An 18313-nucleotide genomic window follows, 5' to 3' on the forward strand; every position below is an offset into this window, starting at 1 on the left:
AAAAACGCGAGAACTACCAGTACTGCACGCAGCAGTCGGTTACGCAGTTCTACCAGGTGCGCGATTAAAGGCTGTTCCTGATCAGTCATTCTTTTTTATCTTCAACTGGCGGCTTTTCTGCTGGAGTGGACTCGCTGTCACTCTTGCGAAGAGAGGCCGGATTCAGAATATCATCGTCAAGAAACGTGGCCGCCGGGTCGCGCAGTTTGGCTTTCAGCTCTTCTGTGCGGGCATGGCGTTCCAGATCTTCCTGCAGGTTGCTCATGGAGCGTCTCACCCGGCCAATAATCAGGCCCAGTGTCCGCGCAGCTTTTGGCAGGCGTTCAGGGCCCAGCACAAGCAGGCCGAGAACACCAACAACCAGCAGCTCCATAAAACCGATGTCAAACATCAGGCTTTGTCCTGATCCTTGGTTTTGCTGAATTCTGCGTCTTTCTGAGCTGTCTGATCGGTCAGGGATTCAGGCTGTTTTTCTTCGCCTTTGTCTTCCTGCTTTTCGTTCATGGCGCTTTTGAAACCTTTAACGGCACCACCCAGATCGCTGCCCATATTACGCAGTTTTTTGGTCCCGAAAATCATAATTACAATGGCAAGAACAATAAGAAGCTGCCAGATACTGATACCACCAAGCATGGGAATTCCTCTGTGCTGTGTTATTTCTTTGTGCGGGAAGCTTTTTCTTCCAGCCCGGACATATCAAACCGGCGTGCCAGTTCATTAATCACGGCTTCCGGGCGTTCGCCCAGCTTAGCCAGAGCCACCAGACTATGAAACCAGAGATCTGCGGTTTCGTAGATCAGGTCACTGTTATCGCCTGAAGATTCAGCGTCTTTCGCGGCCAGAATGGTTTCTGTTGCCTCTTCGCCGACTTTCTCCAGAATTTTGTTCAGCCCTTTATGGTAGAGGCTGGCGACGTAAGACGTATCAGCTGCAGCGCCTTTACGCTCTTCCAGTATGTCACCCAGTCGGGAAAGTACGTCACTCATGGTTTGCCTCAGTAAATCTCTTTCGGGTCTTTGAGCACTGGATCGACATCAACCCATTGCCCGTCTTCAAATACTTTGTAGAAACAGCTCTCGCGCCCGGTGTGACAGGCAATTCCGCCGACCTGTTCCACCTGCATAACCACGACATCACTGTCGCAATCGAGTCGCAGCTCATGCAGTTTCTGTACGTGGCCTGAGTCTTCGCCTTTGCGCCAGAGTTTCTGGCGTGAGCGCGAATAGTAAATTGCGCGCTGTTCTCTGGCGGTCAGCTCCAGTGCTTCGCGGTTCATCCAGGCCATCATCAGAATGCGACCGGTGGTGTGATCCTGGGCGATAGCGGGCACCAGCCCGTCAGCATCCCATTTTACGGCGTCTAGCCAGTTCATATCTGTACCTGCTGTTCAGTGCGGGAGCATACCTCAGCGTCAGATGACAGGGTAGCACCGCCGGGTAATTATTGGTCAGCCTTTGATCAGTATCAGCAGCAGTCCCAGCCCTGCGAGGCTGATACCGGCCACCTCCGGAATTGCCAGAGCATAGGCCTGCCACCACAGAAACAGGCCTGTTCCACCTGTCGTCAGACCGATCATCTGCCAGCGCTTCTGCTGCCTCTGTGCTTCCAGTGCGTCATTCAGAGACGTCAGCTGTTGTTGAATATGCTGCTGGTTTTCGTCCAGATGATTCAGACGGGTCAGGGCACCATGAAACAGGCCCGGCATCTGTGGCGCTTTTTCAATCCAGCCCGGTAACTGACGTTTGAATTCTGTCCATGCAGCCTTCGGGCCGAACCGCTCGCGCATCCAGCGCTCAAGATACGGTTTGGCGGTTGTCCACAGATCCAGGTCAGGGTAAAGCTGGCGCCCGAGGCCTTCGATATTCAGCAGAGTTTTCTGTAGCAGTACCAGTTGCGGTTGTACTTCCATATTGAAGCGACGCGCGGTGGCGAACAACTGAATCAGTACCTGGCCGAATGAAATCTCAGACAGGGGTTTTTCGAAGATAGGTTCACAGACACTGCGGATCGACGCTGCAAATTCATGCACTTTCGTGGTGGGGGGGACCCAGCCGGAGTCGACATGGAGTTGAGCAACCTGATGATAATCCTGATTGAAAAAAGCCAGCAGGTTCATTGCCAGATAATGCAGATCTTCGTCGGTCAGGCTGCCGACAATGCCGCAGTCAATCGCAATGTATTGTGGGCTGGACGGGTTTTCCCGCGAGACAAAAATATTGCCCGGATGCATATCCGCGTGGAAGAAACTGTCGCGGAACACCTGAGTAAAGAAAATCTCAACGCCACGTTCGGCGAGCACTTTCATATTGGTGTTCTGGGCGTATAGCTCATCAATATTGGCGACGGGAATGCCATAAATACGCTCGCTGACCATGACCTTGGTACGGGTGTAATCCCAGTATACTTCCGGCATGTAAAGCAGCTCTGAACCCGAGAAATTACGGCGCAGCTGTGTCGCGTTTGAAGCTTCAATCTGCAGGTTAAGTTCGCCGTAAATGGTATGGCGATAATCTTCAACCACTTCGACTGGCTTAAGGCGGCGACCTTCGGCAGAGTATTTCACCAGCAGGATTGCCATAAACTCCAGCAGCTGCAGGTCACGTTCGATGGTGTCTTCAATTCCCGGGCGTACGACTTTTACAACGACTTCTTTGCCAGCATCGGAGCCTTCACCAAATAAGCGCGCAGCATAGACCTGAGCGATCGAGGCGGCGGCGAGGGGTTTCTCAGAAAATTCGGCGAAGAGTTCGCTGATTGGTTGTCCGAGCTGCTCTTCGATCAGCTTCATGGCCTGCGCGGTCGGGAAGGGCGCGACGTTATCCTGCAGGTTTTTCAGTTCAGCGACGATGTCTTCCGGAATCAGATCAGGACGGGTCGACAGAATCTGGCCGAATTTCACAAAGATGGGACCCAGCGCTTCGAGCGCCAGACGCAAGCGCGCGCCGCGGCTCAGCTTGCCCGGCACCGGGCTCAGGCGCCAGGGCGCGAGCCAGAGCAGAATACGGATTTTCAACGGCAGCTGGTCGGTCGGAACGAGTGCGTCCAGTCGGTAGCGGGTGAAAATAAAAAGAATTTTCCAGAGGCGCCAGAGGTTAGCCACGTTTATTCCTCAGTGTTCTTATTTTCCAGTCGAGCGATGCGCGCGTCGAGTCTGTCGGTGGCGAGGCGGATGCGATCAACCTCGTGACTGAAGTCATCCAGTAGCGGAGCTGGGGTGACCAGCTGGATTTCGTCTTCAAGATATTCTTTGCCGGCCCGTGACCAGGTGCCGCCGGTATCGCGAGACCAGCGGACAAGCCCCCGGATCCCCTTGCCTATCTGATGCGCGAGCAGACCGCCGGTCGCCGGCTGAATCAGGGCTTCCCAGTCGATGTCCAGAGACTGGACCGCGCGGGTAACAGACAGCGCCAGCTCAGTGTCGCCTTCCATGTCGATGGCACTGTTAATCAGTTCGTTGGCCTTGTCGGTGGCACGGGCGAGCGCGATAAAGTCGCGAAGCTCTCCGCGCAGAGTCACATCGGCGGGCGTTCCGGCGGTCATGCTGAGGGTGACTCCGTCACTCAACAGGCGCACGTTAATGCAGGCCTTGTTGTGGATGTCGAGTGCGAGAATACGTCCTTCCGCGCGGGAAAAACGTGCCAGCGCCGCCGGATCCTGCCGGAGAATGCGGTTGACCAGTGCTTCTGCAGGCAGGCACAGCGCCTGGCTGATCACCGGGCTCAGCATCAGGGCTTGATACCGCGGTGCAGTGCCACCACGCCGTTTGTCATATTGTTGTAGCTGCAGCGGACCAGGCCGGCATCTTCCATCATACCTTTCAGCGTTTCCTGATCCGGATGCATGCGGATGGATTCTGCCAGGTACTTGTACGACTCGGAATCGTTAGTCACCAGCTTGCCCATGAAGGGGAGCGCCGAAAACGAGTACAGGTCGTAGGCTTTGCTCATAAGCGGGTTGGTTGGCTTGGAGAACTCCAGCACCAGCAGACGGCCACCTGGCTTGAGTACACGGGCCATGGAACGCAGTGCTGCGTCTTTATCGGTGACATTACGCAGGCCGAAAGCAATCGTGATTACGTCAAAGCTGTTGTCTTCGAAAGGCAGGCACTCGGCATTGGCCTGGACGTATTCGATATTGCCCACATAACCCTGATCGGTCAGACGATCGCGGCCGACGTTGAGCATCGACGAGTTGATGTCTGCGAGCACAACCTTACCCTGCGGACCAACAATCCGTGAGAACTTGCGGGTCAGGTCGCCGGTGCCGCCGGCCAGGTCGAGTACGCTGTTACCCGGGCGGACACCACTCATATCAATGGTGATACGCTTCCACAGACGGTGCACACCGAAAGACATCAGGTCATTCATGATGTCGTACTTCGCCGCGACGGAATGGAAAACATCCGCGACTTTGCTGGCTTTATCTTCAACGGCTACCGTTTCGTAACCAAAGTGTGTGGTTTTCTCGTCGGTCATACGTACCTCCCAATAAGGACCGCCATTCTAACGGTCGGACGACGGATTGTCTGCCCTGAAGCTGGCATATCTGCACCTGTGCAAGCGTGGGCGCCTCAGGCAATCTGGCTCATGATTACCATGACTGGAGATTTTATGAATACGGTAATGATGAAAGCGGTCACCGCATTGTTCTGGGTGCTGGCGATCTATGGGGCGATTCAGGGCTGGGACGGTCTTCTCGGCTGGATTCCTCAGGTTGCACTGGTGGTTGCGGGTATACATGTCCTTGAGGTTCTGTTTTTCCTGGCTGCCTTCCGCAAGAAAAGCAACAACGTCCGCCTGGATGCAGTGCAGATATTTATCTTCGGATTTTTCCATCTGCAGCGTTTTATGCCGCAGCGCTGATAAAGAAGGGAGGCTTTGCCTCCCTTTTTTGTGACATCAGTCCGGCCCGGGCACGCGCCGCTTGGCGCTCCTGATTCTGTGGCGTATGCTGCAGAAAAACACAAAATTCTCCCATGAAACCACATTCTCTGCCTCTGCGGATGCCGATCTATTTCCGGATTCCGCTCATTTCAGCTCTGGGTCTGGCAGCCTGGGCGACAGGCGCCTGGGTCGCACTTGATTCTGCGTCAGCGGAAGCCCTGCCACTGGCCTGGGCCTGTGTGCTGCTGAACGGTTTCTGTTTTGTCACGCTGGCCATTCTCGGCACACGTCTGTTGCTCAGTAACAAGTTGATCTGGCAGGTGAACAACCGCGACTGGCGTTTCTGGCTGTTTCTTCTTCTGGGGCACACAGGCACGGTATTGCTGGTCAATATCGCCGATGTACCGCCGCAACATGCCCCGATCGTGACGCTGATGGTGGTCAATGTCTCGACTATGGTCGTGCGCTTTTCCCCCTGGGTGGCGATTCCTCTGAATCTACTGGTTACGTTGGCATTTGCCGCTCAGTTTGAAGGCGAATATCAGCTGTTTATCGGGGTGAACTGCGCCATCCAGCAGATGGTGTTGTGGAGCTTCGGTCTCAGTATGGTGGCAGAGATGGGCGAAGTCCGGCGTCTGCGGGAACTGCGCGACGAGTTGCGGATGGCGCAGGCTCAGATCACCGAGTCCGGGCGTATGCTGGAGCGTCAGCAGTTGCGGCATAATCTGCACGATAAAATGGGTCATGAACTGGCAACGCTGCATCTGAATCTGCAGATTCTGGAACAACAGGCCAAGCGCCAGTCACTGACTGAACTGGTGACGCACCCTCTGGAGCAGGCCCGTCTGGCCTGTCGCCGGATGTTTAACGAGCTGAACGATATTGTTACCGGGTTACGGAATCAGCCCGCCGGCACCTTTTATGATGCCCTGACACAGCTGATTGATCAGGCGAGTCTGCTGCAGGTTGAACTGCACTGGGATGACAAGGTCCGGGTGTCGGACCCGAAAGCCGGGGAAATACTTCTGTCGTCGACCCGCGAGTTTCTGACCAATGTTATGAAACACTCCTCGGGACGACGCGTCATTATCCGGTCGGTATACAGTAATGGCAGCTACCAGATCTGGATGACTGATCATGGCGATTGTGACAGCGAGGTGAGTTTTGGCAATGGTCTGACGGGCGTCGCAGAGCGGATTCGGGGAATCGGAGGGAGTTTTAACGTGTCGGTAAACGAAAATGGTCATCTCAGCTGGCGGATTCATATCCCGGAGGGACGCGAATGACCCGCTTGGTATTAGTGGATGATCAGAGCCTGGTACAGCAGGGGGTGGCGACTCTGCTGGAACTGACCGGACAGATTGAAGTCGTCGGTCGCTTTCTGTCGGGAGCTCAGTTGCTGCAGTGGCTCGATCAGCAGCAGGAGATGCCGGATCTGATCCTGCTCGATTTTCACATGCCACAGCAGGATGGTCTGGAGGTGTTTCGTGAGTTGCAGAAACGCTCTACGGTGCCGGTAGGCTTTCTCAGTACCTTTTCAGACCCCGCGCTAAGCCGTGAGGCGAGACGCAGTGGTGCGGCCGGTTGGTTGCCCAAGAGCGTTGAGCTTGACGAGCTGGTAGAAGGAATTAACCGGATGGTACGGGGTGAGGCTGTTTTTCCGGCACTGCATGGTCACGAGCCGGAAACTGACCTCAGTCTGCGGGAATATGAAATTGCCCGCTGCCTGGTTGCAGGTATGACCAATCAGCAGATCGCGGACGAATGCCATCTCAGTCTGGGCACCATCAAAAACTACATGTCGAATCTTTTCGCCAAGCTGGAAGTCACCAATCGTACTCAGGCAGTGGCAGCTTTGCGCAGGTTGGGTGTTAACTGACCTGAAATGACGTGTGCAGATATTTAATATTTGTATAACCTTTGTATCAAATTAATACAGAGGGTAACACTATGAACGCAATTTTCCGTGTGGGGCTGGTATTCGGGGCGGTTCTGCTGTCTGGCTGCCGGTATCCCGAGCCTGTCGATTTCGTCGATATTCCACGGTATATGGGGCTCTGGTATCAGATCTCAGCCAATGAAGTGTCGTTCAATGAGGGGCTGGTGGGCGTAACCGCCGAGTACACTCTGCTTGAGGACGGATCGGTTGAGGTTTACAACAAAGGTTACCAGGACAGCCTCGACGGTGAGCTGAGTGAGATCACCGGCAATGCTGTGGTCTGGGATGAAGAATCAAACGCCGCTCTCAAAGTGACCTTTCCGGATGTACCGGACTTCGGTTATCCGAATTATCTGATCGTGGTACTCGACGAAGCAGACTATCAGTATGCGGTGGTGACCGATCCTTTCCAGTACACGCTCTTTGTACTGTCCCGCACACCGCAGATGGACGACAACACCTACGCAATGATTCTTGGAGAGCTGGCGGCCAGGGATATCGACGCCAGCCAGTTGGTGCTTACTGAGCAGCCCTGAGCTGACGGATGACGGCTTCACCTACCAGCTCAGCCAGCCGTGGCTGAGCTGCCGTGGTCGGGTGAATGCCGTCCTCCTGCATCATGCCTTCCACGGTGGCGATGCCCTCAAGCATAAAGGGAATAACATCGCTGCCCGTCTGCTCAGCAACCGCCGGGTAGATGGCGCGGAAACGGCTGGTGTAGGCCGGGCCGTAGTTCGGAGGAATCTGCATCCCGGCAATGACCACTCTGACACCCGCTGCTATCGCAGTCTCTGCCATGGCCTTCAGGTTGGTTTCCACCACTGTGAGCGGTGTGCCCCGCAGCGCATCATTGCCACCCAGCGCGATTACCAGAACATCCGGTGCGTGTTCACTGAGCAGGGCAGGCAGCCGGCTGCGCCCTCCTGACGTGGTATCTCCGCTTATTGCTGCTGCGACAACACTGAGTTCCGGAAACTCCTGGCGCAGAGAATCCTCCATAATCACAGGCCATTGTTGCTCCAGTGGCACACCGAAGCCGGCGCTGATACTGTCACCCACGATCACGACGCTGGGCGCCCCTTGTGCCAGTGCAGGCAAGAGAACGAGCAGAATTAAGGGCAGACGAACTATGTTAAGCAATGCGGATACCTCTCTTCGCGCAGAACAACTGACACGCACCGTAGTAAGTGGTGCAGAGCCTCTCACCATCCTGCAGGGTGTCGATCTTGAGATCAAGGCAGGAGAGACGGTGGCCATCACCGGAGCCTCCGGCAGCGGTAAATCGACCTTGCTTGGTTTGCTTGCCGGGCTCGATCAGGCGACCAGTGGAGAGGTGACTCTGCTTGGAGAGCCTCTGAGTAAGCTTGATGAAGACCAGCGCGCTGCTCTGAGAGCCCGTGGCGTCGCCTTTGTATTTCAGAGCTTTCATCTGCTGCCGGGACTGACTGCACTGGAAAATGTGATGCTGCCGCTGGAAATCAGAGGGCAGAGTCAGGCGTCTCAGGAAGCACAGCAATTACTGTCGATGGTGGGGCTGGAAGCACGCGGACACCATTATCCGAACCAGTTGTCCGGTGGCGAGCAGCAGCGTGTGGCGCTGGCGCGTGCGTTTGCCGGTCGCCCGGCCCTGCTGTTTGCCGATGAGCCTACCGGTAATCTCGACCGGCGTACGGGCGCCCAGATTGAAGATCTGCTGTTCAGGCTGAATGAAGAGTCCGGTACCACGTTGGTGCTGGTCACCCATGACGAGCGTCTTGCCAGTCGCTGCCAGCGACAGTTGCGTATGGCAGACGGTCGTCTGTCAGAAGGGCAGGAGACTGCATCAGCATGAGCCCCTGGATTACCGACCTGCGTTTATCCCTACGGTTGCTGTGGCGTGAAGCCCGTAGTGGTGAATTGACTCTCGTCCTGTTGTCTCTGGTGCTGGCGATCACAGTGTCGACGGCCATTTCGTTGTTCAGCAGTCGTCTTGATCGAGCAATGACGGACAACGCCAGCGATATGCTGGGGGCAGATGTCCGTGTCCGGTCCTCGACCCCGTTGCCGGATGAGTGGCTGGACCGGGCTGCAGCGCTGCAACTGCAAACGGCCCGGACCCTGAGTTTCCCGAGTATGGTGCTGGCGGGCGATGACATGGCGCTGGCGGCGCTTAAGGCGGTGGACGATGGATACCCGTTACGCGGTGGTGTAGAGATTCTGCGCCCGGGATCAGAGCAGAGCGAAAGCGTTCAGCAGGGACCTGCTCCGGGAGAAGCCTGGGTGGAACCCCGGTTACTCGCACTCCTTGGCGTCGGCCTGGGCGACACTCTGGATGTGGGAGGAAGCAGTCTCACCATTACTGGCGTGATTACGCGAGAGGCAGATCGTGGCGGTAACTTTTACAGCCTGTCTCCGCGGGTGATGGTGCACTGGCAGCAACTTGAAGGCTCACCCATGTTGGGGCCGGGTAGCCGGGTGAGATACCGTTTGTTGCTGCAGGGGGATGAACCAGCGCTCCAGGCCTTCCGGGATGCGACGACGCTGGACGCGAATCAGCGTTTTGAGTCTCTGCAGGATGGCAACCGGGCAATGTCCCGCTCGCTTGACCGGGCACGGCGTTACCTCGGGCTGGCAGCGGTGCTGGCGGTCGTTCTGTCTGCGGTCGCGATTACGATCAGTGTACGGCGTTACGCCGTCAGGCACTTCGATATCAGCGCTCTTCTGCGCACCTTTGGCCTTTCCCGGACACGTGTCCACCGTGTGTTTGCCTGGCAGCTGATGGTGGTCGGGTTGTTGGCTGCCCTCGCGGGTGGAGCCGCAGCGATGGGACTGCAGGCAGGGCTGGTGGCAATGCTGGCCGGACTGATTCCTGAAGGGCTGCCACCGGCGTCACTGATGGCCTGGATAAGCGGTATAGCGGCTGGCCTGGTCTGCCTTTTCGGTTTCGGTCTGCCTCAACTCTGGCCACTGGCACGTATCAGCCCACTGCGCGTACTGCGACGGGACCTGGAGCCAACCGCTCTGTCTGGCTGGTTGGTGTACGGCCTTGCGCTGATGTCGGTGACGGCGCTGCTCTGGCTGTTTACCGGAGATGCGTTGCTGAGCATCGCCGTGATGGGCGGCGGTGTGTTGGTGATTACTCTGCTGGCAGCGCTGCTCGTCAGCGGCCTGCGACTTTGCCAGCGACAACTGCGCGGACGCGCTCTGCCACCTTCTTTTCGTCTGGCCTGGCAGCATCTGGGGCGCGATCCTGTCGCGACTTCCGCTCAGATACTGGCGTTTGCGCTACCCGTCATGGTGATGTTGGTGATCGGTTTGTTGCGAACGGATCTGCTCGCAGACTGGCAGAAAAGCCTGCCGCAAGGAACACCCAATATATTTGCTATGAATATTCAGGGCTATGAGCAGGAGGCTTTGACACAGAGTCTGCAGGACGCCGGAATTGCGCCGCAGCCTATGTATGCCATGGTGCCTATGCGGCTGGTTGCAGTGAATGCCGTTCCGGTCAGTGAGTTGCCGATCCGCAGGGACAGAGCCATTGACCGGGACCTGATCAGTACCACGGCTGAGCATCTACCCGCGAATAATGAGGTCGTGGAAGGGCGTTGGGAAGACACAGTGGCCGGTCCTGCTCAGGTCTCGGTTGAGGTTGAGCTGGCAGAACGGCTCAACTTATCTCTGGGTGACGAGTTGACCTTCCGGGTCGCCGGACAGGAGTTTGGTGCCCGGATTTCCAGCCTGCGACAGGTGGACTGGACGTCCATGACCCCAAACTTTTACATGATGCTGTCGCCGGATCTTCTTTCTTCTGTCCCCTCAGGTTACCTGACCAGTTTCTACCTGCCAGACAGCAGTGAGCAGGCCCTGACGGAGCTCATCCGGTCTTATCCGGGCGTAACTTTCCTGGATACGCGGTTTCTGCTGTCTCAGCTGCAGGCTCTGGTGGCCCGGATTTCTCTCGCGGTGGAGCTGATTCTGGCGTTTGTGCTGGTGGGCGCGGTGTTGGTGATGCTGTCTATTCTGTTGACAACCACCCGGGAGCGCCTGATGCAGGGCGCCGTGTTGCGCACGCTGGGGGCTGCCAGATCGCAATTGCAGCGGGCTCAGTGGACGGAGTTCGCGTTGCTTGGGCTGATGTCTGCGCTGGCTTCCTTAGTTGGGGCTGAGCTCCTGATCGCCGGCCTGTATACACTGGTGCTGGACATTTCATATCAGGGTCCGGGGCTTTACTGGCTGGTACTGCCGCCCGTGGTCGCACTGACACTGGCGATTCTGGGGAGTCTGATGCTGCGTCCTGTGGTGACCGTCCCCCCTCTGGAAGTACTCCGTCGGGGGTGATGCTTCTCAGGAAAAGAGCTGCTCGGTCTCGTCGCCGAACACGCCCAGCGGTGTCTCCAGCAGAGCGGCAAAGGTACGGATCATATCCCGCTCGTTCGTTGTGATCTGATGGTCATGACGGACACAGGTGATCAGCGCCCGGAGTAACTGCTCCCGCCCTTCGGGGCGGATTTCTGTCAGGGTTCTGAGCGCCTGATTCAGCGGCCGCATGGATTCCCCTGCGTCGTGATCCGGTTGGCGGGATACCGATCCCATCCTCAGCTCCCCCATGCCTGCCTGATAGGCCGCGTCGCGTTCTGCGTCTGTGTCATGACCGCTGACCGCCATATACGCCATGACGACGCCCACTTCTGACCTGGCGGACGACAGCTTACGGTTGCGGCTCCGCGGCGGTGGCAATGTACCGAAGTGTGTGCCCAGGTATTGCAACAGCAGCCGGTACAGACACCACTCATACAGGTGAACCCGGCCATCGGTTTTGATCATGGCGACCAGAGCCTGATTCATGTCCCGGTACTGAGTGACCGACATGCGTCGTAATGCCGGAATGCAGCGCTCGACGAGAGGGAGGCGCTCCTGCGGCTGACGACGCAACAGATTAAGGAGCCGGAGAGTTTCAATAAATGCGCTTTGGCCACAGTGTTTTTCAACATGATCCTGCTGTCGTCTCGCGGTCGCCTCGTCAGGACTCATCAGCAGCGCGAAAACCAGCGCGCGTGCCGAGTGCGCGTTGATGGTGGCGGCTTCAATCCCGTCGATGTGCTGAGGCTGCTCAGCCATTCCGGCAGATTCAGCCTGCGCTGCGGGCGCTGTGGCCGTGTCTGTAGGTGACGGGTGCTCAACGAAGCCACTGGCGGGATACTCCCACGCCGGACCTGAGAAATTGACGGGGTCTTTGTCTGGGGCCAGGTAATGTCCATTCCAGCCGGGTTCTACCCGCTGAATGCGCTCGTCCAACGGTGGGTGAGTCGAGAACAGGGTTGCCCGGAAGCGCATCACCGGACCGAAGAAGAAATGTGACATTTCGACGGCGGCGCCGCTGTGTACCCGCGAGCCCGCTCCATACCCGATGATTTTTAAAGCGCCACTGATTCCACTGGCGTTACGGGTGAACTGCACCGCCGATGCATCAGCCAGGAATTCCCGCTGACGACTTACGGCGGCCTTAATCATGCGGCCAAAAAATTCTCCGGTATAGCCGATGGCAATCAGCCCGAAGGCTATTCCGTAGACCGCCGGGTGGGTGCCATCACGGCGACTGAACGAGCTGCGGTAATGCAGTCGGTGCAGCAGTCCACGTCCCATTTCGGCAATAAAAAGAATGCCATACAGAATGCCGGTGAGGCGCATGTTCATGCGCATATCGCCGTTGAATATATGGCTGAATTCGTGGGCAATGACCCCCTGCAGCTGTTCCCGGTTCAGGCTGTTCACCGTCCCCCGGGTCACACCGATCACGGCGTCACTGGGCTGATAACCGGCGGCAAATGCGTTGATGCCATCGTCTTCGAGGATATAAATGTCCGGTACCGGCATCCCGGAGGCGACGGACATCTCTTCCACGACGTTCAGCAGACGCCGCTCTTTCAGGTCACTGGTGCCGGGGTCCAGCAGGCGACCGCCAAGGGCATTGGCCACGTCTCTGCCATGACGCAGTGACATCTGACGGAAGGTGCTGCAGATCAGAATCACAGCCAGGGTGGTCAGGCTGACGACCAGCCAGTGCTCACCGGTATACACTTCCCAGGCAGACGGTGCGTGCGGGTCTGAGTCTGACGAACCGGACAGGGCAATCAGCGCGATAAACAACAGATTGGTGGTCAGAACGACGGCGCCAGTAGCCAGGGCAAAGAGAATGACCAGCCAGACGGTATTGCGTCTGGCCTGTTCCTGGTGACGAAAGAAATTCATACGGACTGATCACCGGATCAGAAGCTGATCTTCGGTGCCTCTTCGAGGGCCGCTCTGTTCTCGAACTCCAGCAGCGTGGCATTACTGCGGTGCCCGAATGATCCGGCAAAGAGAATCGTCGGGAAGCTTTCGCGGTAAGTGTTGTACTCCATCACCGAGTCGTTGAAGGCCTGGCGGGCGAAGGCGATGCGGTTTTCTGTGGAGGACAGCTCTTCGGATACCTGCATCATATTTTCGTTGGCCTTGAGGTCCGGATAGGCTTCCATGACGACATTAAGGCGGCCCAGGGCATTGGCCAGCAGGCTTTCGCCACCGATCAGCTTGCCCATGGCGCCAGCATTTGCTGGATCACCTTTGACTGCCGCCAGCGCCGACGAGGCTTCGTTTCTGGCAGCAATGACCGCTTCCAGGGTTTCACGTTCATGCTTGATGTAGGCTTTCGCGGTTTCGACCAGATTGGGGATCAGGTCATAGCGGCGTTTCAGTTGCACGTCGATCTGGGCGAAGCTGTTCTGGTAGCGGTTTTTCAGGGCGACCAGGCGGTTGTAGATCGAGATCACGCCGATCACCACCAGGGCGACGACGATCAGTGTAATGATTGCACTTGTACTCATGCTGACTCCTGTCGGGCTGCGTGTTTCAGCGTTGCCACTGACCGTTAGTGTCCATGTAAAATTCACCGGCACCCTGCGCTTTTATGATCAGCTTCTCGCCGGCAATTTTCTCGATATTTGCCAGCTGGGTGTTCTGCTTGTTGGCTATGTCCTGATAGTGCGCTTTGCGTTTGGCGTTGATATCGACCACCATGGCAGCGGCTTCCGGACTTCCGGTACTGACCAGTCCCAGGTAGCCATTAGGCATCTCGCCGACCAGTCCCAGATTTTTAGCCTGATCCAGATCCATCGCCAGTACACTGACAGACATAAGCAGGCCGGCAAACACAGTAAAAAGTAGTTTCATTCTTATCTCCTCAGAAAAGACCGTCTTGTGAATCGAAAAGCTGTTCGAGGTCTTTTTCGACTTTCACCCGCACCTCATGTTCGATCTTTACGTTCAGGTTGATCGTGATGGGTTTTTCGGGTGCCGCGACTTTCAGGGTACAGGCGCTCAGGGGAGCCACAATGGCGAGCACCAGCAGCGTGTGTTTCATAGTCAGAGTCCTTGCTGTGATGGCGTTAACTGTAACCGCCTGCCCCGCTGATTGAAATACACACGGACACATAATGCTCAGCGGATCACGGATTGCGTTGAGTCATTCAATCCCGGACAAATTGTGGCTATAATGCGTGCGACTAAAAATGATAAGCCCGACTGGCTTGAGATGAGGACACCTTCGTGAAGCAACTGAAAGCATTGATCCTGGCTGCTGCCACTCTGGTTATGGCGCAGGCGTATGCAGAAACTGACGCTGCAGCTGAGAAAATCCATGAGCGCATTAAGCCTGTCGGTGAAGTGTGCGTAGGCGCCGAGTGTGGTGGTGTGGCGGTTGTCGCCGGTGAACCACGCACAGGCGAAGAAGTTTACAACACAGCATGTACCGCCTGTCATGGCGCTGGCATTCTGGGCGCACCTAAGAATGGTGACAAAGCTGCGTGGGATGACCGTCTTGCCAAGGGGATGGATGCTACTCTGAAGAATGCTCTGAACGGTATCAATGCGATGCCTCCTAAAGGTAACTGTGCTACCTGTTCAGACGACGAAATTCTGAATGCGATTAAGTACATGGCTGGCCGTTAATCAACGGTTGCCAGAAAAAACCCCGGCTTGCCGGGGTTTTTTTATGTCGCAGTGTTTTACCGCTGAACGTGGGTTCGTCGGTCGTATGACTGAAACGCCGGGATCATTCCGTCTGTTTTCCGCCTGTCTTATCAGATTTGTAACCGTTGGTTATCTTTGCTGGCAGACCTGACTCTCTTGTCTATAAGTAATGCCGTAACTGTTAAGACGGCTGTAACGAAAGGAGAGGCTATGGCTCGCAAAGATGATGATCTGGATATGAATGATGAGGCGTACATGGAAGATGACGCCAATATGGAAGACGATAACGACTCTGAAGACGGTGACGAGTCTTCGTCTAAGAAAGTGGCCGCCGATGCTGGTGACGATGACAGCACTGGCTCGGCGCTTGAACGCCAGCGTCTGCGCGAGTCGATGGCGGCAGAAGTAGAAGCCTTTCTGGCCAGAGGGGGACAGATTCAGGAAATTGAAGCCAATGTCATGGCTGATCCTCCGCGTAAACCTCAGACCAGCTACGGTAGTCGCCCGATATGACTCACTTTGTCCCGGATTCTGGCCGTTTTTGCGACCAAGGTCATATTCCGGGATGTTGAACAAATCTGAGTGAAGAGTAACCTGTGCGTCAGCGTCACAGGTACGGCAAGGATGCAGATTATGAACGTCTATTCCCGAAAACAACGCCGCAGGATGCATGCCATCCCTGCTGCTATTGCACTGCTTCTGTTGGGGTTGCTCTGGTTGTATTCCAGTCAGGCTTCCGCAGAAACTGTGCTCGATGTCCGCAAACTTCGCGAGTGGCAGATGGAGTGTCGCCACTGTGCCGTTGAACCCCGCTACGACATTATCAATGGTGAAGTCCTCCACCTGCGTACCGATTATGGTACGGCAGCACTGACTAACCGTTACGAGGCCTCTGATGCAGTTTCCGCCGAGGTGAGCTGGGGCTGGTCGCTGGAGCAGGATAATAATCAGGATGCTGCTTTCACACTGACCGTCGCCATGGGTGAAACCGGCAGCCGGCGTATCTTTGTGATTCATTATCTCTGGGATATGGGGGCGGAAGGCTCAGATATTCAGGATCTGGGCGAGGACACCTATACGTATCGTCTGTGCGGTAAAGAATGCGGTCCGCGTCGCTGGTTTGAACAGAAGCGGGATATCGCCGCTGATCTAGCGGAAATCACAGGGGAAAATTTCGCCGTGCATCCACTCGGTTTTACGCTGATGCTGGGACGTCCTGAAGCGCGCAAGGCGGATGGTTCAGGTTTCTTCTCCACACTGAATGTGGTCAGTCGTCCAGCGCCTGCAGCAGCGGAACCAGTTGCTGCCAGTGAGTAAACACCGCGTCAGGGGAAAACTCTGACTCCTTCCAGCCTTTGCTGTCCTGATCAAACCAGACCGTTTTTATGCCCAGTGCGGCCGCAGCTCCGATATCCTGTTCAGGATGGTCGCCGATATGCACACACTCAGTCGCGTTAACGCCCGCTCGTTTCAGTGCTTCTTCAAACATGTCCGGGGCGGGTTTGGCTGCCCCATGCTGGTCGGCATTCAGGTGATGACCAAAGTAGTGGTCGTGACCCGCCAGCGTCAGGTCGGCGTTGCCATTGGAGATGGCGATCAACGGATAGGACTGCTGCAGTTGTCTCAGAGCCTCATCGGCTCCGGGGTACAGAACGAGACCGCGGCTACGCTGCTGAAAGAAGGCCTGAAAGGCACCTTCGGCCAGCTCACGGGCCTTGTCTCTGTCATGGCCGGCCTGCATAAAGACACGGCGCAGGGTTTCGTATCTCAGTTCGGATACCTTCCCCTGCAGCTGAGGATAGGACTGCGCCAGCCATTGACGGTATTCACGCATTTTCTCTGGTGGGTAAAACGAGGCCGTGACGGGAGAATGCGTGGCAATCCAGTCGTGCATGGCCTGTTCGGCCGCCAGCAGAGCCGGTGTTGCATCCCAGAGGGTGTAGTCCAGATCAAACGTGATCAGACGGACTGGCATCAGGTCACCGGGATCTGTGGCAGGCGCAGCGCCAGAATGTCCGCGACGTAATCAAGGAACAGGGTGTCCATTGAGCTGCGGTAGTAAGAGGGGTCTTCGCTGGCAATGGTCAGGATACCGAGGTTATCTTTGCCGCGGATATGCGCTGCCGCCACTGAGCGGCAGTCCGAATCATCAGTGCCGAGCAGCTGCGCGATATCTTCTTCCGGGAGCTGCCCACAGATGGCGCGATGCCCTTTGAACAGGCGGTGAATGGTGCGCTGAACTTCGTTGCTGTGAACCGCAATCAGTGGTGGCTCCAGCTGGCGTTCTGTGAAGTGCAGCATGGCCCAACTGTCGACGCCAAAGTCCTTCCGCAATGAATCATCGAGTGCCGCCTGAACATCAATCCAGGTAGAGGCCTCGACCAGTGCCAGCACCAGGCGACGGCTTTTTTCGAACAGCTGATCGTTGCGGCGGGCATTTTCCAGCAGGTCGGACAGGCGCTGGCGGAGTTCGACGTTACGCTCACGGTGAACGGCAAGCTGGCGCTCAACAAGGCTGGTGGCTGGACCACTGTTGTGGGGGATACGCATCCCCGCGAGCAGCTCATCTTTGCCGATAAAAAATTCTGAATGGTCTTCCAGGTACTGGATGACATCGGCTTCAGTCAGTCGTGGAGTCTGGCTCATGGGTTGTCCTTCACTCTGTCCCTGTTCAGAGGTTAATTTTACCTTCAAATACTGTGGTGGCCGGGCCGGTCATTTTTACCGGGCCCTGTCCATCCCAGTCAATAAACAGATCGCCGCCCGGCAGGCTGACCGTGACGCCCTGCTTCAGCCAGCCGCGCAACTGCCCTGACACCACCGCAGCGCAGGCGCCAGTGCCACAGGCCAGAGTTTCACCAGACCCGCGTTCGAATACCCGCAGACGGATATTGTGCTCATCAATGATCTGCATAAAGCCGACATTCACGCGGTTCGGGAATTCGCGACAGGATTCGATGGCAGGCCCCCAGTGTTCGACTGGCGCCGTATCGACATCGTCCACCTGCAGAACGGCGTGTGGATTGCCCATGGAAACCGCACCCAGTGCGACCGTTCCTATTTCAGGCAATTCAATATTGTATTCAGTCGCATACTGATCGGCGATGAAAGGGATTCTGGCGGGCGTCAGCTCAGGCTTGCCCATATCAACGACAACCTGACGGTCATCAGTGAGGTGCAGCTCCATCAGTCCGGTCGCGGTTTCAACGCGTATGTCACGTTTTCCGGTCAGGTGATGGTCGTAGACAAAGCGTGCGAAGCAGCGGGCACCGTTGCCGCAGTTTTCCACTTCGCTGCCGTCGGCATTGAAAATGCGGTAGCGGAAATCCACATCCGGGCGGGTGGGGCGTTCGACGATAAGTAGCTGGTCAAAGCCGATACCAAAATTCCGGTCAGACAATTCGCGCACGCGTTCCGGGCGGATATTGCCATTCTGGGTAATCAGATCGATCACGACAAAGTCGTTGCCGATACCGTGCATTTTGCTGAATTTAAGCCACATCTG

The 18313-nt window shown here is 56.4% G+C and carries 24 protein-coding genes; 9 read left to right on the plus strand and 15 right to left on the minus strand.

The window, feature by feature from the left end:
* Positions 1-85 precede the first annotated feature (85 nt).
* The 7 genes from tatB to ubiE form a co-directional block, all read right to left on the minus strand.
* Positions 86-391, minus strand: coding sequence for a Sec-independent protein translocase protein TatB (gene tatB / locus Q1L85_RS13430; protein WP_300426086.1), 306 nt, complete (start codon positions 389-391; stop codon positions 86-88).
* Positions 391-633, minus strand: coding sequence for a Sec-independent protein translocase subunit TatA (gene tatA, locus Q1L85_RS13435; protein ID WP_300426085.1), 243 nt, complete (start codon positions 631-633; stop codon positions 391-393). The genes tatB and tatA overlap by 1 nt, the downstream gene beginning before the upstream one ends.
* 20 nt (positions 634-653) lie before the next feature.
* The gene (locus tag Q1L85_RS13440) at positions 654-986 is read right to left on the minus strand and encodes a phosphoribosyl-ATP diphosphatase (RefSeq protein WP_300426084.1); all 333 of its coding nucleotides are present in this window, start codon (positions 984-986) and stop codon (positions 654-656) included.
* Between the two features lie 8 nt (positions 987-994).
* A complete protein-coding gene (gene hisI, locus Q1L85_RS13445) occupies positions 995-1372 on the minus strand; it encodes a phosphoribosyl-AMP cyclohydrolase (protein WP_300426082.1) in 378 nt (125 codons plus the stop codon).
* Positions 1373-1447: 75 nt separating this feature from the next.
* Positions 1448-3100 carry a ubiquinone biosynthesis regulatory protein kinase UbiB gene (gene ubiB / locus Q1L85_RS13450; RefSeq protein ID WP_300426080.1) on the minus strand — a complete coding sequence of 551 codons (1653 nt, stop codon included), beginning with the start codon at positions 3098-3100 and terminating at the stop codon, positions 1448-1450.
* A 2-nt stretch (positions 3101-3102) separates the two neighbouring features.
* Positions 3103-3726 (minus strand): SCP2 domain-containing protein, encoded by a 624-nt coding sequence (locus Q1L85_RS13455; RefSeq protein ID WP_300426078.1) that lies wholly within the window; start codon positions 3724-3726, stop codon positions 3103-3105.
* Positions 3726-4475, minus strand: coding sequence for a bifunctional demethylmenaquinone methyltransferase/2-methoxy-6-polyprenyl-1,4-benzoquinol methylase UbiE (gene ubiE / locus Q1L85_RS13460; protein WP_300426076.1), 750 nt, complete (start codon positions 4473-4475; stop codon positions 3726-3728). Before ubiE ends, Q1L85_RS13455 begins: the two co-directional genes overlap by 1 nt.
* A 135-nt stretch (positions 4476-4610) precedes the next feature.
* On the opposite strand from ubiE, the gene Q1L85_RS13465 reads away from it, so the two are divergent.
* From Q1L85_RS13465 to Q1L85_RS13480, 4 genes are all read left to right on the plus strand, one after another.
* Complete coding sequence (locus Q1L85_RS13465) at positions 4611-4862, plus strand: DUF1145 domain-containing protein (protein ID WP_300426074.1); 252 nt, start codon at positions 4611-4613, stop codon at positions 4860-4862.
* A 113-nt stretch (positions 4863-4975) separates the two neighbouring features.
* Positions 4976-6169 (plus strand): sensor histidine kinase, encoded by a 1194-nt coding sequence (locus Q1L85_RS13470; RefSeq protein WP_300426072.1) that lies wholly within the window; start codon positions 4976-4978, stop codon positions 6167-6169.
* On the plus strand, positions 6166-6762 hold the full coding sequence (locus tag Q1L85_RS13475) for a response regulator transcription factor (protein WP_300426071.1): 597 nt from the start codon (positions 6166-6168) through the stop codon (positions 6760-6762). Before Q1L85_RS13470 ends, Q1L85_RS13475 begins: the two co-directional genes overlap by 4 nt.
* 71 nt (positions 6763-6833) lie before the next feature.
* Positions 6834-7358: a lipocalin family protein gene (locus Q1L85_RS13480; protein ID WP_300426070.1), complete on the plus strand. Its 525-nt coding sequence runs from the start codon at positions 6834-6836 to the stop codon at positions 7356-7358.
* On the opposite strand, the gene Q1L85_RS13485 is transcribed toward Q1L85_RS13480, so the two are convergent.
* Positions 7342-7962 carry an arylesterase gene (locus tag Q1L85_RS13485; RefSeq protein WP_300426068.1) on the minus strand — a complete coding sequence of 207 codons (621 nt, stop codon included), beginning with the start codon at positions 7960-7962 and terminating at the stop codon, positions 7342-7344. The two genes, Q1L85_RS13480 and Q1L85_RS13485, sit on opposite strands and share 17 nt — an antisense overlap.
* Here Q1L85_RS13485 and Q1L85_RS13490 point away from each other — a divergent pair.
* Together Q1L85_RS13490 and Q1L85_RS13495 are read left to right on the plus strand one after the other, a co-directional pair.
* Positions 7952-8653, plus strand: coding sequence for an ABC transporter ATP-binding protein (locus Q1L85_RS13490; protein ID WP_300426066.1), 702 nt, complete (start codon positions 7952-7954; stop codon positions 8651-8653). The two genes, Q1L85_RS13485 and Q1L85_RS13490, sit on opposite strands and share 11 nt — an antisense overlap.
* On the plus strand, positions 8650-11139 hold the full coding sequence (locus Q1L85_RS13495; protein WP_300426064.1) for an ABC transporter permease: 2490 nt from the start codon (positions 8650-8652) through the stop codon (positions 11137-11139). Before Q1L85_RS13490 ends, Q1L85_RS13495 begins: the two co-directional genes overlap by 4 nt.
* A gap of 6 nt (positions 11140-11145) precedes the next feature.
* On the opposite strand, the gene Q1L85_RS13500 is transcribed toward Q1L85_RS13495, so the two are convergent.
* The 4 genes from Q1L85_RS13500 to Q1L85_RS13515 are packed head-to-tail and all read right to left on the minus strand — an operon-like array spanning position 11146 to position 14200.
* The gene (locus Q1L85_RS13500) at positions 11146-13050 is read right to left on the minus strand and encodes a M48 family metallopeptidase (protein WP_300426062.1); all 1905 of its coding nucleotides are present in this window, start codon (positions 13048-13050) and stop codon (positions 11146-11148) included.
* Between the two features lie 17 nt (positions 13051-13067).
* Complete coding sequence (locus tag Q1L85_RS13505; RefSeq protein ID WP_300426061.1) at positions 13068-13664, minus strand: LemA family protein; 597 nt, start codon at positions 13662-13664, stop codon at positions 13068-13070.
* A 25-nt stretch (positions 13665-13689) separates the two neighbouring features.
* Positions 13690-14010 (minus strand): YdbL family protein, encoded by a 321-nt coding sequence (locus Q1L85_RS13510; protein WP_300426060.1) that lies wholly within the window; start codon positions 14008-14010, stop codon positions 13690-13692.
* Between the two features lie 10 nt (positions 14011-14020).
* Positions 14021-14200, minus strand: a complete 180-nt coding sequence (locus Q1L85_RS13515) for a YnbE family lipoprotein (RefSeq protein ID WP_300426059.1) — start codon at positions 14198-14200, stop codon at positions 14021-14023.
* Positions 14201-14385: 185 nt separating this feature from the next.
* On the opposite strand from Q1L85_RS13515, the gene Q1L85_RS13520 reads away from it, so the two are divergent.
* The 3 genes from Q1L85_RS13520 (at position 14386) to Q1L85_RS13530 (ending at position 16125) form a co-directional block, all read left to right on the plus strand.
* Positions 14386-14787 carry a cytochrome c5 family protein gene (locus Q1L85_RS13520; RefSeq protein ID WP_300426058.1) on the plus strand — a complete coding sequence of 134 codons (402 nt, stop codon included), beginning with the start codon at positions 14386-14388 and terminating at the stop codon, positions 14785-14787.
* Between the two features lie 231 nt (positions 14788-15018).
* Positions 15019-15321, plus strand: a complete 303-nt coding sequence (locus tag Q1L85_RS13525; protein WP_300426057.1) for a hypothetical protein — start codon at positions 15019-15021, stop codon at positions 15319-15321.
* 120 nt (positions 15322-15441) lie between these two features.
* Positions 15442-16125: a hypothetical protein gene (locus tag Q1L85_RS13530; RefSeq protein WP_300426056.1), complete on the plus strand. Its 684-nt coding sequence runs from the start codon at positions 15442-15444 to the stop codon at positions 16123-16125.
* On the opposite strand, the gene Q1L85_RS13535 is transcribed toward Q1L85_RS13530, so the two are convergent.
* Genes Q1L85_RS13535 through dapF form a run of 3 tightly spaced genes read right to left on the minus strand, consistent with a single transcriptional unit; the run spans position 16076 to position 18310 of the window.
* Complete coding sequence (locus tag Q1L85_RS13535) at positions 16076-16783, minus strand: HAD family hydrolase (protein WP_300426054.1); 708 nt, start codon at positions 16781-16783, stop codon at positions 16076-16078. The two genes, Q1L85_RS13530 and Q1L85_RS13535, sit on opposite strands and share 50 nt — an antisense overlap.
* Positions 16783-17454: a DUF484 family protein gene (locus tag Q1L85_RS13540; RefSeq protein WP_300426053.1), complete on the minus strand. Its 672-nt coding sequence runs from the start codon at positions 17452-17454 to the stop codon at positions 16783-16785. The genes Q1L85_RS13535 and Q1L85_RS13540 overlap by 1 nt, the downstream gene beginning before the upstream one ends.
* A 25-nt stretch (positions 17455-17479) precedes the next feature.
* A complete protein-coding gene (gene dapF / locus Q1L85_RS13545; protein ID WP_300426052.1) occupies positions 17480-18310 on the minus strand; it encodes a diaminopimelate epimerase in 831 nt (276 codons plus the stop codon).
* Between the last annotated feature and the right edge of the window lie 3 nt (positions 18311-18313).

Source organism: uncultured Thalassolituus sp., assembly GCF_950066645.1.
In the GTDB taxonomy this organism is placed as follows: Bacteria; Pseudomonadota; Gammaproteobacteria; order Pseudomonadales; family Oceanobacteraceae; genus Thalassolituus.

Coding starts and splice junctions, on each gene's coding strand:
- tatB (WP_300426086.1), bottom strand. CDS start 391: ATGTTTGACATCGGTTTTATGGAGCTGCTGGTTGTTGGTGTTCTCGGC.
- tatA (WP_300426085.1), bottom strand. CDS start 633: ATGCTTGGTGGTATCAGTATCTGGCAGCTTCTTATTGTTCTTGCCATT.
- Q1L85_RS13440 (WP_300426084.1), bottom strand. CDS start 986: ATGAGTGACGTACTTTCCCGACTGGGTGACATACTGGAAGAGCGTAAA.
- hisI (WP_300426082.1), bottom strand. CDS start 1,372: ATGAACTGGCTAGACGCCGTAAAATGGGATGCTGACGGGCTGGTGCCC.
- Q1L85_RS13455 (WP_300426078.1), bottom strand. CDS start 3,726: ATGCTGAGCCCGGTGATCAGCCAGGCGCTGTGCCTGCCTGCAGAAGCA.
- ubiE (WP_300426076.1), bottom strand. CDS start 4,475: ATGACCGACGAGAAAACCACACACTTTGGTTACGAAACGGTAGCCGTT.
- Q1L85_RS13465 (WP_300426074.1), top strand. CDS start 4,611: ATGAATACGGTAATGATGAAAGCGGTCACCGCATTGTTCTGGGTGCTG.
- Q1L85_RS13470 (WP_300426072.1), top strand. CDS start 4,976: ATGAAACCACATTCTCTGCCTCTGCGGATGCCGATCTATTTCCGGATT.
- Q1L85_RS13475 (WP_300426071.1), top strand. CDS start 6,166: ATGACCCGCTTGGTATTAGTGGATGATCAGAGCCTGGTACAGCAGGGG.
- Q1L85_RS13480 (WP_300426070.1), top strand. CDS start 6,834: ATGAACGCAATTTTCCGTGTGGGGCTGGTATTCGGGGCGGTTCTGCTG.
- Q1L85_RS13490 (WP_300426066.1), top strand. CDS start 7,952: ATGTTAAGCAATGCGGATACCTCTCTTCGCGCAGAACAACTGACACGC.
- Q1L85_RS13495 (WP_300426064.1), top strand. CDS start 8,650: ATGAGCCCCTGGATTACCGACCTGCGTTTATCCCTACGGTTGCTGTGG.
- Q1L85_RS13500 (WP_300426062.1), bottom strand. CDS start 13,050: ATGAATTTCTTTCGTCACCAGGAACAGGCCAGACGCAATACCGTCTGG.
- Q1L85_RS13505 (WP_300426061.1), bottom strand. CDS start 13,664: ATGAGTACAAGTGCAATCATTACACTGATCGTCGTCGCCCTGGTGGTG.
- Q1L85_RS13510 (WP_300426060.1), bottom strand. CDS start 14,010: ATGAAACTACTTTTTACTGTGTTTGCCGGCCTGCTTATGTCTGTCAGT.
- Q1L85_RS13515 (WP_300426059.1), bottom strand. CDS start 14,200: ATGAAACACACGCTGCTGGTGCTCGCCATTGTGGCTCCCCTGAGCGCC.
- Q1L85_RS13525 (WP_300426057.1), top strand. CDS start 15,019: ATGGCTCGCAAAGATGATGATCTGGATATGAATGATGAGGCGTACATG.
- Q1L85_RS13530 (WP_300426056.1), top strand. CDS start 15,442: ATGAACGTCTATTCCCGAAAACAACGCCGCAGGATGCATGCCATCCCT.
- Q1L85_RS13535 (WP_300426054.1), bottom strand. CDS start 16,783: ATGCCAGTCCGTCTGATCACGTTTGATCTGGACTACACCCTCTGGGAT.
- Q1L85_RS13540 (WP_300426053.1), bottom strand. CDS start 17,454: ATGAGCCAGACTCCACGACTGACTGAAGCCGATGTCATCCAGTACCTG.
- dapF (WP_300426052.1), bottom strand. CDS start 18,310: ATGTGGCTTAAATTCAGCAAAATGCACGGTATCGGCAACGACTTTGTC.